Source organism: Gordonia otitidis NBRC 100426, assembly GCF_000248075.1.
Taxonomy (GTDB): Bacteria; Actinomycetota; Actinomycetes; order Mycobacteriales; family Mycobacteriaceae; genus Gordonia; species Gordonia otitidis.
Genome location: NZ_BAFB01000256.1, coordinates 48,527 through 59,536 on the forward strand (window position 1 = coordinate 48,527; position 11,010 = coordinate 59,536).

11 protein-coding genes are annotated in these 11,010 nt (G+C 68.0%); 4 read left to right on the top strand and 7 right to left on the bottom strand.

The window, feature by feature from the left end:
• Nucleotides 1–126: 126 nt before the first annotated feature.
• The 4 genes from GOOTI_RS24185 to GOOTI_RS24200 are packed head-to-tail and all read right to left on the bottom strand — an operon-like array spanning nt 127 to nt 2,234.
• The gene (locus GOOTI_RS24185) at nt 127–375 is read right to left on the bottom strand and encodes a MoaD/ThiS family protein (RefSeq protein ID WP_007241232.1); all 249 of its coding nucleotides are present in this window, start codon (nt 373–375) and stop codon (nt 127–129) included.
• A 7-nt stretch (nt 376–382) separates the two neighbouring features.
• Complete coding sequence (gene moaA, locus GOOTI_RS24190) at nt 383–1,471, bottom strand: GTP 3',8-cyclase MoaA (protein ID WP_007241233.1); 1,089 nt, start codon at nt 1,469–1,471, stop codon at nt 383–385.
• Nucleotides 1,468–2,028 (bottom strand): flavin reductase family protein, encoded by a 561-nt coding sequence (locus GOOTI_RS24195; RefSeq protein WP_007241234.1) that lies wholly within the window; start codon nt 2,026–2,028, stop codon nt 1,468–1,470. Before GOOTI_RS24195 ends, moaA begins: the two co-directional genes overlap by 4 nt.
• Nucleotides 2,025–2,234: a hypothetical protein gene (locus tag GOOTI_RS24200; RefSeq protein WP_007241235.1), complete on the bottom strand. Its 210-nt coding sequence runs from the start codon at nt 2,232–2,234 to the stop codon at nt 2,025–2,027. The genes GOOTI_RS24195 and GOOTI_RS24200 overlap by 4 nt, the downstream gene beginning before the upstream one ends.
• Before the next feature lie 234 nt (nt 2,235–2,468).
• Between GOOTI_RS24200 and GOOTI_RS27125 the strand changes: the two genes are divergently transcribed.
• Nucleotides 2,469–2,888 (top strand): cold-shock protein, encoded by a 420-nt coding sequence (locus GOOTI_RS27125; protein ID WP_039994662.1) that lies wholly within the window; start codon nt 2,469–2,471, stop codon nt 2,886–2,888.
• Here the strand turns inward: GOOTI_RS27125 and GOOTI_RS24210 are convergent.
• Nucleotides 2,885–3,481 carry a DUF2771 family protein gene (locus GOOTI_RS24210; RefSeq protein ID WP_007241237.1) on the bottom strand — a complete coding sequence of 199 codons (597 nt, stop codon included), beginning with the start codon at nt 3,479–3,481 and terminating at the stop codon, nt 2,885–2,887. The genes GOOTI_RS27125 and GOOTI_RS24210 overlap by 4 nt on opposite strands.
• A 3-nt stretch (nt 3,482–3,484) precedes the next feature.
• Nucleotides 3,485–5,461, bottom strand: coding sequence for an MFS transporter (locus tag GOOTI_RS24215; protein WP_007241238.1), 1,977 nt, complete (start codon nt 5,459–5,461; stop codon nt 3,485–3,487).
• 119 nt (nt 5,462–5,580) lie between these two features.
• On the opposite strand from GOOTI_RS24215, the gene GOOTI_RS24220 reads away from it, so the two are divergent.
• Complete coding sequence (locus tag GOOTI_RS24220) at nt 5,581–6,342, top strand: DUF3027 domain-containing protein (protein ID WP_039994663.1); 762 nt, start codon at nt 5,581–5,583, stop codon at nt 6,340–6,342.
• 12 nt (nt 6,343–6,354) lie between these two features.
• On the top strand, nt 6,355–9,195 hold the full coding sequence (locus GOOTI_RS24225) for a sacsin N-terminal ATP-binding-like domain-containing protein (RefSeq protein ID WP_039994656.1): 2,841 nt from the start codon (nt 6,355–6,357) through the stop codon (nt 9,193–9,195).
• On the opposite strand, the gene GOOTI_RS24230 is transcribed toward GOOTI_RS24225, so the two are convergent.
• On the bottom strand, nt 9,143–9,748 hold the full coding sequence (locus GOOTI_RS24230) for a TetR/AcrR family transcriptional regulator (RefSeq protein WP_007241241.1): 606 nt from the start codon (nt 9,746–9,748) through the stop codon (nt 9,143–9,145). The two genes, GOOTI_RS24225 and GOOTI_RS24230, sit on opposite strands and share 53 nt — an antisense overlap.
• Nucleotides 9,749–9,861: 113 nt before the next feature.
• Between GOOTI_RS24230 and GOOTI_RS24235 the strand changes: the two genes are divergently transcribed.
• Nucleotides 9,862–11,010: acyl-CoA dehydrogenase family protein (locus GOOTI_RS24235; RefSeq protein ID WP_007241242.1), on the top strand; the 1,149-nt coding region annotated here is incomplete at its 3' end.

An 11,010-nucleotide genomic window follows, 5' to 3' on the forward strand; every position in this document is an offset into this window, starting at 1 on the left:
TCTCGTGGTGCGAGTGGGACTTTGGGCCCGATTTTCCCGTCATCGCTGCTCAACCCGACGATGGTCGGTTCGTGTCCATCCCGTTATCGGGCTGTTATGTGACTAAGGTCACAAGCGTGGAGCGTGTCATCCGCCCGCAAACGGGGGGAGAACGTCGATCGTCGTGCAGTTGCCGAGAGTGCGGCTGCGGTCGCACAGGGCGACGGCATCGCGCAGGTATGAGCAGCGGGCGAGCACGCGTGCGAGGTCGGGTTGCCCGATGCTCAGGACACGTTCGAGGTCGCCGAGCGTGGCGTCGTCGGGCACGACGATCTCGGTCAGCTCGGTGCCCGCGGCTGCGCGTGCAGCCGCGAAAAATCGGACGGTCAGCGTCATCGACGGCTCACCCGCCGATGGCCGACATAGGGCGATCGGGCTGCCGGAAGTCCGTGGTGTTGACCGCGTGCCCGGCCTCTTTGCGCCACATGTCGCCGCGCCAGCGACGAGCGATCTCCTCGTCGGCGTCCGTCGACGCGAGCCCACTCCGCAACGCGGGCATGAGAGACGTCTCGGCGTCGGCGAACAGACAGTTTCGGAGCGCACCATCCGCGGTGAGCCTCGTGCGGTCGCAGTCGCCGCAGAACGGACGGGTCACCGATGCGATCACCCCGACCCGCGCGGGCAGCCCCATCGGATCGGAGTAGCCGCGCACGAGCCATGTCGCTGCCGGTGCGCCGCCGCGCGGTCGAGGATCGGGGGCGAGATCGAATGTGCACCGCAGGGTCGCCAGGATCTCGTCGGCGGTGACCATCTCGTTCCGAGCCCAGCGATGATCGGCGTCGAGCGGCATCTGTTCGATGATGCGCAGCTGATAGCCCTCGTCGAGGCAGTACCGCAGCAGGTCCGGAAGGCGTTCCAGGTCGTCGCGGTGCGGGACCACCGCGTTGACCTTGACCGGACTCAATCCGGCGTCGCGGGCCGCCGCGAGGCCGTCGAGGACGTCGGCGAGCCTGTCGCGGCGGGTGATCTGCGCGAAGCGCGTGCGGTCGAGGGTGTCGAGTGAGACGTTGATGCGATCCAGCCCCGCGTCGGCCAGGGCACGGGCTCGATGCCGTAGTCCGAGACCGTTGGTGGTGAGCGCCAACTCCGGCCGTTCCGGCAGGTTCGACGCCGCTCTGATCAGATCCTCGAGATCTCGTCGCAGGAGCGGCTCCCCGCCGGTGAACCGGATGCGGCGGATACCCAGATCGCGTACGGCGACGGTGAGCACGCGCACGAATTCGTCAGTGGTCAGCAGATCGTCGGAGGGCAGCCAGTCGAGGCCTTCGGTTGGCATGCAATACGTACACCGCAGATTGCAGCGATCGGTTACCGAGACCCGCAGATCGGTGGCCACGCGACCGAATGTGTCGACCAGCGTTCCCGACGAGGGGGCGTCGACGTCTCGTGAGGGCTTCGGTGTGGTGGGCAGCCCGAGGTCGGTGATACTCACGACGCACCTGGTAGCGGATGGAGGCCCGGACGCGCCTCGAGGGCACGGAATGTGCTGGCGTGAAAGACCAGCGGCTCGACGTCGGGGTCGCAGTCGAGCGCGTCGATCTGCAACAGGACGACGGTGTGGTCGCCCGCGGCGACCTCGCTGTGGATGTGGCACGAGAGGCGGGCGGCGGAGTCGGGAAGGAACAGCGCGCCGTCGTCGGCGATCTGAGGGGTGACGTCGTCGAACCGGTGCTCTGCAGGGCCCGCGAGCTGCCTGCACAACGCCGATTGAGTATGTGCGAACACGCTGACGCCCAGTGCGCGCGCGTCGCGCAGGCGCGGCCAGGTGGTCGAGGTGTTCTGGATACACACCGACACCAGTGGGGGATCGAGCGAGACGGTGGTGAAGGCCGACGCAGCCATGCCGAGCGGCTCCGAATCCGTGTCGCTGCAGCAGACCGCCACCACGCCGGTCGGAAAGCAACTGTAAGCGCGCTTGAGCGCGCCGGGCTCCGACGCCGGCGACAGCTGTGCGTGGCGGTCCGAGCTGCCCGATGCCGGGTCGGTCATTGCACGCGCCGCCCGGAGCGCAGCGCGTAGACGATGCCGAGCAGGAAGCCGATGGGCGTACACATCGCGAGGAGATAGACCCACGTGGGCGCTGTGCCTCCATCGTCGACGACCGGCATCACGAACAGCGTGATCAGCGCCAGGAGTCCGACACCGAACACCACACCCGCGAGCACAAGAAGACCCGTGGACGATTTCTTCTGCATACCTCAACGGTAGAGCACACCGCACGTGAGGCGAGATGACCGTTGTGTGAGGTGACCGTTATGTGAGATGACTGGGCAGCAGACGATTGGCTAGACTGGGTCGAACCAGGCGCCTTGCTCATTGTGATTGTCGTGGGTTGGGCGTCTTTTGTTGTGACAAGACTGTTGTTGTGACAAGACCGCTGTGCCAGAAGACTGCTGCAGCGAGACCGAGCGAAGATGAAGGTGAGCACAGTGCCTACCGGCAAGGTGAAGTGGTACGACGCGGAGAAGGGCTTCGGCTTCCTTGCTCAAGAAGATGGGGAGGACGTCTACGTCCGCTCATCTGCGCTGCCCGACGGCGTCGAGGCACTCAAGCCGGGCCAGCGCGTCGAATTCGGTATGGCTGCCGGACGACGTGGACCGCAGGCCCTGACGGTCACCGTGCTCGAGCCCGCGCCGAGCGTCTCGAAGAACGCCCGCGAGGCCGCGCGCAAGGAACAGCAGGCCAAGCGGCACAGCCCCGACGAACTGCACGGCATGGTCGCCGATCTGATCACGCTGCTCGAGGGCAAGGTGCAACCCGACCTGCGCAAGGGCCGCTACCCGGATCGCAAGACAGCGCAGCGGATCTCGGAGGTCGTCCGGGCCGTCGCCCGCGAACTCGACAGCTAGCCGGTTGCCGACGGCTCGTCGGGCTGCTGGGGCTGGGCGTTCTGCGTGGTGGACTGGCGCACCCTGAAGCCGTCGGGAGTGGTGTTCAGCGCGAGCACTCCACGCGCGACCTGGAACTGACCTCCGACGACGACGGCCGACAGCGGTTGAACCTCGATGTTGACGAGTACACGGTCGGGCGTCGAATGCAACGCGACCGTGTAGGTCGAGCCGCTTGCCTTGTACATGGGCTCGGGGTCGGGATCGATGAGCTTGCCGCTGCGGTCGGCGTAGAGCGCGTACAGCAGCCACGGGTGTTCGGATATCTCCTCCGACACCGACACCAGCGCGCTCTGGCCGACGGGCAGTGGCACGTGCTGGCCGCGCAGCGCCTGATCCTGGTCGGCGGTGCAGTGCTGCATCAGCACGTCACACCACTCCGTGGGTCGCACGGTGATCAGATCATCGTCGATCGCGACGTGGAGATAGCCGCGTTCGTCGTGATGGTGACCCACGACCAGTGCACTGACCGTGCCGCCGACGACGGCCACGAACACCACCGCGACGATCGCGATGATCGCGACAACCTTCTTCTCACCACTGTTGAATTGCACGGTTCAATGATGACCTGTGTGGTGAGCCGTCGGGTGGACAGGTCCATGTGGCGGTCGGCTCGGTTGCGGACGCGTTGGTGCCTCGCTGGGTCCACGATGCGCGGATTCGTACCGTTCACCTGCGTGTTGCGCGTTCCCGCCGCGTGATGCGCCGGAGGCGTGGAAGGCGCGCTCGGTCGGATGGGTGAAGCGATCGGTGTCCGCGGCGGCGAATGAAACGGTGGGCGCCGCCTGTTCGGGCCGGTGGCCGCCGAGCCCCGGCACCAGCGTCGAACCGCGCGTGGTCATGACCGTCTGCGCCAAGCCGAGACCGAGCAGGACGGCGACGACGGTGAAGCCTATCCACAGCGTGGGCGGCAAGAGCACGCCGAGCGCGGCGCCGAGCACCCAGCAGAGCTGGAGCACCGTTTCCGAGCGACCGAAGGCCGACGCCCGTGACCGTTCGGGCAGGTCGTCCTGGATCGACGAATCGAGGCACACCTTGCCGATAGCGCTGGTGCCCGACGCGACGAATCCGGCGACGACGGCGAGCAGCACGTTGCCGAAGATCGCGGCGAGAACGGCTACGACGAAGCAGGCCGTGGTGGCCCACACGATCACCTTCGGCGGGTTCTTCAGTTCCAGTCGGGTCCCGACGCCGTTGCCGATCGCGTTGCCGACACCCGCGGCGGCACCGACCGCACCGAGCAGTGCGAGTTGCATCCACCCGCTGTGGGAGCCCTGGGCCTTGGCATAGAACGCGATGTAGAGCGTCATGAAACCGGTGAGGATGCGGATCGTGCCGTTGCCCCACAGACCTGCGACCACCGTCCGGCCCAGTGGCTGTCGCATGGTCTTGGCGATCTCTCGTGCGCCGCGTCTGGCTCGCGATGTGCGTCCCGCACCCGATCCAGGGGAGGGTCGGTGCGGCTGATGATAGGTCAGGGTGGTGGGCACCTCGCCCTCGGTGACCTCCACCCAGGACGGGATGCGCAGACAGAGGTAGGCGCCGAAAGCCGAGATGATCGCCAACCACACCATCGCGCCCGGGATGTGGATCGGCAGCGCCTTGGCCAGCACCAACTCGAACAGAGCCGCTACTGCGCCGCCGATGATGGTCCCTCCGATCAGCCCGAAGGTCGTCAACCGCGAATTCACCCGCGGAAGATCGATACTCGGCGGGACGACGCGTGGTGTCACCGCAGACTTCAGCACGCCGAACGACTTGGAGAGCACCAGCAGCCCGAGAGCGCACGGATAGAGCACCCACGGGTCGTATTGCAGCTGTTGGGTGGCGGGATTCCACGCGACGTTGCTGATGATCAGCAGTGCGAGCACGGTGCGCAGCCCGAAAGTCGCGGCCATCGCGATACGTCGACCGTGTTGCAGACGGTCCAGCATGGGGCCGATGACGGGGGCGATCAACGCGAAGGGTGCGATCGTCAGCGCCAGGTACAGCGCGACGTTGGTCTTCGACTCGCCGGTCGCCGCGGCGAAGAACAGCGTGTTGGCCAGCGCAACGGCCATCGCGGCGTCGACGGCGAAGTTGGCGATCACCGGCAGCGTCAGCGCGGTCAGCCCCGACTTGTCGGCGCCGTCGGCGGTCGCGGCCTGGTGGATCTTGTCGACGCCGCGCCCGGTCAGTTCCCGACCCCGCATCGCAGCCACGCGCATGACCGTGATCTTCTTCGGGCCACGATCGCGGCGTGCCTTCTCGGTTGCGGAGTCGTCGGGCATCGCGCGCGTCGAGCCCGCTGTGGTCTCGTCGAGAGGTGGAAGGTGGGGGTTGTGCGTCCGGGGCGGGAGGTAGGCGTCCCCGACCGAGGTGTGCGCGCGGCCGCGCGCCCGGGAGTCACCCGCCGGATAGTTGGCGCTGCCCGGATGGGCCGCAGGTCGTCTGCGGCTGAATTCGTCTGCGGCAGCGGTTTCGCTGCCGGGTACCTGCTGCGTCGGGGAGTCGTCGTTCGATCGGCCCCCGTCGGCCCGCCTCCATCGGATCACCTGACCAATTGTTCCTCATCGGTGTGACCAAGTGGCGTAACCGTCTGTCGTGCGGGGCGCCGCAGCGTCTCGAGGTGGGCGGTTGGCCGAGCGTGGCGACGATATTGCACACTGGAAACGTGATCGCAGTGACCGGAAACCAGCTCTTGCTCGACGCCGTCGAGTCGGCTCGTGCAGCGCTCGAGGCCGACGGAGAGCATCCGGGCGACCACCGCGCCGCCATCGCCGAGGGCGAGTGGGCTGTCGCCCACTACTTCGATTCCGACATCCCCGGGTACCAGGGGTGGCAGTGGTGCGTCGTGGTAGCCGGATCGCCCGACGTCGACGACGTCACGATCAGTGAGACCGCGCTGTTGCCCGCCGACGGCGCACTGCTCGCTCCCGACTGGGTGCCGTGGTCGCAGCGTGTCGAGTCCGGCGATCTCAATCCCGGCGACGTTCTGGCCGCCGACGACGACGATCCGCGCCTGGTGCCCAACCAGATCGACACCGGCGACGAGTTCCACACCGATTCCGACGACGAGGCCGCCGACATCGCGCAGGTCGCTGGTGAACTCGGGCTCGGCCGACGCCGGGTGCTGAGCCGCGAGGGCCGCGACGACGCCGCGCAGCGCTGGTACGACGGCGACTTCGGGCCGGGCTCAGAGATGGCGCAGGCTGCTCCGTTCTCGTGCGCGACCTGTGGCTTCTACATCCCGCTCTCCGGTGCGCTCCGAGCTGCGTTCGGCGTGTGCGCCAACGAGCTCTCCGCAGACGGCCGGGTGGTCTCCGCCGAGTATGGTTGCGGCGCGCACTCCGACGTCGAACCGCACCGCGGAGAGGGTTCGCCCGCATACGAGGCATTCGACGACGGAGTACTCGACATCGTCGCGACCTCCTGAGGACGGTCGGCCCTGACGACTGACGGGAGCGGCAACGACCCGTTCGGGACGGGACGGCTGCGGGCAGCGGCTCTCGACGCCTGGCGCTCGTCGCCAACGCGGCTGATCGAGGACAGCAATGCCGAGGCCGACCTCGTCACCGTCGGTTATCGCGATCGACTCTTCACCGAACTCGTGGTCAATGCCGCAGACGCTGCCGCGGCGGCGGGTTCGCGCGCACGCGTCGCCGTCTGGGTCGACGGAGGCGACCTGCACGTAGCGAACACCGGCGCGCCATTGAGTGCGAACGGGGTGCGATCGCTGATGGCGCTGCGGGCGTCGGCGAAGTCAGGCGACAGCGCGGGCTCGGGCGTGATCGGCCGGTACGGAGTCGGCTTCACGGCGACCGCCACCGTCGCCGACAGCGTCGAGATCCGTTCGACGACGGGCTCCATCCGGTTTGATCGTGCCGACACCCTCGCGGCGGTGCGCGATGCGGGGGTGTCGCATCGGGACGACTCGTCGGTGCCGCTGCTGCGGCTGGCCTGGCCCGTCGACACTGCGCCTCCCGACGGCTTCGACACTGATGTCGTCATGGCGTTGGCCCCGGAGGTCGATGCCGCGGCGTTGCTCGCCGACATTGCGGAGCAGGCGGCCGACCTGTTGCTGTCGCTGGAATCCCTCGACTCGATCAGTATGCCGGACAGGGAATTTCGCATCGAGCGCGAGGAAGTCGAGAGCAGCGACGTAGGTCCGGGGAGTAGCGTTCGACGGCTTCGTGTACTCGTCGGTGCCGACGGTGAGTACCGCGTCCACGCGTCCGCGATCGAGGTAACGCACACTGACGGCGATGTCGTGAACCGTTGGCTCGCACACCAGCCGGCCGAGGGGACGGCTTCCGCGGGCGGACGGGGCGTGTTGTACGCGCCGACGGCCACCGACATCGAACTCGGTATTCCGGCACGGATCATCACCTCGCTGCCGTCGACCCCGGATCGTCGTCACCTGAGCCCAGACGTCGACATCGCCTCCGCGGCAGCCGGATACGCCGATCTCATGCGCGCGGTCGACCCGCGGGATCGGCTTGCGCTGGTGCCCACCTCCCATCGGATGGCGAGTCTCGACGACGCCCGACTCACCGAGGCCATTCTCGACGAACTCCGCGACGCGCCATGGCTTCCGAGCGCGGACGGATCCGCCCTCGTGCCATCGCGGGCAGTTCTGCTGCCGGGACTGACGGACGAACTCGCGGACGTTCTCGGCGACCTCTTCGCCGATCTCGTGCATCCCGACCTTTCGACGCCGACATCGCTCGCCACCCTCGAACAGGTCGGGGTGACGTCGATCGGCCTTGCGGCGCTGGCCGATCGACTCGTCGGCGTCGACCGCCCCGCTGCCTGGTGGCGTCGACTCTACGGGGCACTCATGCCGCTGGTGCCGACCTCGCGTGAGGTCGAGGAGCTCTCGGCACTACCGGTCCCGCGCGCCGACGGACGCATGAACATCGGTGCCCGTGGCCTGTTCGTCGTCGCGGTGCCGCGCGCGTTGAGCTGGATTCGCAGCGTCGATCCGGACGCCGACCATCCGCTCCTCGAACGACTTGGTACACAGCGACTCTCGGTATCCGATGCGCTCAGAGACGATGCGCTGCGTGCGCTCGTCGACGACGCGGCCGACGAACCGTCGGCGGAGCTCCTCGACGAGGTCGCAGCGCTCCTCGAGGCCGATCCCGATGCGGCGGTTCCCGACTGGCTGTCCCGGCTGCCGTTGACCGCCGACGGCGAGTGGCGCGCTGCCGACGAACTGCTGCTGCCCGACGCCCCGCTGCTGGAGGTACTCGTCGACGACCATCCCTTCGGTATCGTCGACGAGGCACCGGTGGCGCGGGTCGGCGTCGATCTGCTGCGCAGGCTCGGCGTCGGCTGGGGGTTCACGACCGTCTCCGATGAGTTCCCGACCGGACCCGACCACGATCTCCCGGACGAGGAGATGTGGTGGGACGGGCTCGACGACCTACCGGAAAAGCTCACGGCTGTGCGCGATCTCGATCTCGTCGATGACGAGCGTTGGTCCGAGGCGCTCAGCTTGCTCGCGCAGGACGAGTCGCTGACACCGGTGCTGGCCGACCGCGACGGCTACACGGCGTGGTGGCTGCGCCATCACGCGCAGGTCGGCGGGCACCGGCTCGGGTGGTACCGCGCGCCGTCGGACACCGCCTTGGCCGGGGTGCGTGACGTCCTCGACCATCCGCATGCCGACTCGCTCAGCGCTGCACTCGGCGGCGGCGAACCGGAATCGGCCGCCGATGCCGACATCCTGCTGCACAACCTCGCCGACCCTGCCCGCAGCATCTCCGCCGGCGTCGCGACGACCACGTACGCCGCGGTCGTGCGCGCGTGTCGACGCGGCATCGTCGAACCGATGGATCTCGCTGTGCCCGAACGTGTTCGCGCCGTGTCGGGACGCGCGGTCGACGACGCGGTGGTGATCGACAGGCCGTGGCACGTGCAGGTCGTCGACGTCGATGCGATGGTCGTGTTGCCTTCGGATACCACGGATCTGGCCGCCGACGCCGCGCTGCTCGCCGACATCCTCGATCTCCCGACCTCGTCAGAGGTACTCGCGACGGAAGTCGTAGACGCGGGGGTGGCGTCGACGGAGGCGGGTACCGAGGCGGTGCTCTTCACCGCGGCGACTGGCCGCACGATCGCAGCGGGGGAAGTCCGTGTGCACGACGACCTGCGCATCGCCGTGACCCGCGACGGCGACGATCAGCACTCAGCGGAGTTCTCGGTCGACTGGTGGATCGACGAGCGCGGCGTCACCCACCTGCAACGTCGGGCGCGACCCGGTCGGCGTCGATCCCGCGGGTGAGGATCGACGCCAGCTGTCGGTAGGCCTGTGCGTCGTCGAGGCCGGTGGCACCGGCGACTTCGCGACGTTGGATGCGGCTCATCATGCTCGCGGCCAGGTCTCCGGCGAACGCGGCGTCCACGTGGCGGAACTCGCCCCCCGCCACACCCGTGGCGATCAGTTCGCGGACGCGCCCGGAGGCAGCTGCGGTGTTCTGCTCGTACAGCTCGCGTGTCGGCGCGAAGGCGTGCAGGTCTGCCATGAACTGTGCGGATGCGGGGGAGAGTGCGTCGCCGACGGCGATCAGATACTCGACGACGGACTCGCGTCCCGTCGGCGCGTCGGCAACCCGTGCCTCGACCTGCTCGGTCGCCGTCCGGAAGAAATGGGTGACCGTCTTGGTGACGAGCTGTTCCTTGCTGCCCGCGAGCGTGTACAGCGTGGAGCGCGAGCATCGCAGGCGCGCGGCGAGATCGGCGATCTGCAGGTGGGCGAAGCCCTCGGCGAGCATGAGCGCGAGCAGAGCGTCGAACAACTCCGTGCGACGCCGCGTGGCGAGCTCGGCTCGTGTCATCGGGCACCTCCTGCATCGGGTTCGAGACAGCATTGCGTTCGAGAGAAAATAGTACTAGGAACAGTACCTGAGTACTGTTACTCAGATCAGATCACGCCGACCTCGGAGGACCCATGCCCGTCGATCGACTCCTGCCCACTGACGAGGCTCACGACCTCATCGCGCTGACCAGGGATTTCGCCGACAAACGGTTCCTGCCGATCGTCGACGAGTACGAGAAGGCCGAACGGTATCCCGACGGCCTGTTCGCCGAGATGGGTGAGGCGGGTCTGCTCGGGCTGCCGTATCCGGAGGAGTGGGGCGGCGGCGGTCAGCCGTACGAGGTGTACCTGCAGGTCCTCGAGGAACTCGGTGCGCGCTGGGCGGCGGTCGCGGTCGCGACGAGTGTTCACGGACTCGCGTGCCACCCGCTGTTCACCTTCGGGACCGACGAGCAGAAGCAGCAGTGGCTGCCGGATCTGTTGGAGGGCAGGCTGATCGGTGCCTACAGTCTGTCCGAGCCACAGGCCGGATCCGACGCCGCGGCACTGAACTGCAAGGCGTCGTCGACCGACGGCGGCTACACCGTGACCGGGTCCAAGGCGTGGATCACCCACGGTGGCATCGCCGACGTCTACAACCTCTTCGCGCGCACCGGTGAGGGGTCCAAGGGCATCTCCTGCTTCCTCGTCCCGCGCGACACCGCGGGGCTCGACTTCGGCAAGCCCGAGGAGAAGATGGGGCTCGCCGCCGTGCCCACCACGTCGGCGACCTACGACGACGCGTTCGTCGACGAGGGGCGTCGACTCGGCGCCGAGGGGCAGGGGCTCCAGATCGCCTTCTCCGCACTCGATTCGGGGCGTCTGGGCATCGCCGCGGTGGCGACGGGTCTCGCGCAGGCGGCACTCGACGCGGCCGTCGACTACGCGCAGGAGCGAACGACATTCGGCCGCAAGATCATCGACCACCAGGGGCTCGGCTTCCTGCTCGCCGACATGGCCGCGGCCGTCGATTCGGCCCGGGCCACCTACCTCGACGCCGCGCGTCGTCGGGATGCGGGGCAGCAGTATTCACGTGCCGCCGCAACGGCCAAGCTCGTCGCCACGGACGCGGCCATGAAGGTGACCACCGACGCCGTCCAGGTCTTCGGCGGCTACGGCTACACCCGTGACTTCCGCGTCGAGCGGTTCATGCGCGAGGCCAAGATCACCCAGATCTTCGAGGGCACCAACCAGATTCAGCGCCTGGTGATCAGCCGCGCACTCGCCGCCAACCGGCCCGCT

Excerpts from the sequence above, each read along its gene's own strand:
- GOOTI_RS24185 (WP_007241232.1), bottom strand. The coding sequence starts at position 375 with ATGACGCTGACCGTCCGATTTTTCGCGGCTGCACGCGCAGCCGCGGGC.
- GOOTI_RS24195 (WP_007241234.1), bottom strand. The coding sequence starts at position 2,028 with ATGACCGACCCGGCATCGGGCAGCTCGGACCGCCACGCACAGCTGTCG.
- GOOTI_RS24200 (WP_007241235.1), bottom strand. The coding sequence starts at position 2,234 with ATGCAGAAGAAATCGTCCACGGGTCTTCTTGTGCTCGCGGGTGTGGTG.
- GOOTI_RS24230 (WP_007241241.1), bottom strand. The coding sequence starts at position 9,748 with ATGACACGAGCCGAGCTCGCCACGCGGCGTCGCACGGAGTTGTTCGAC.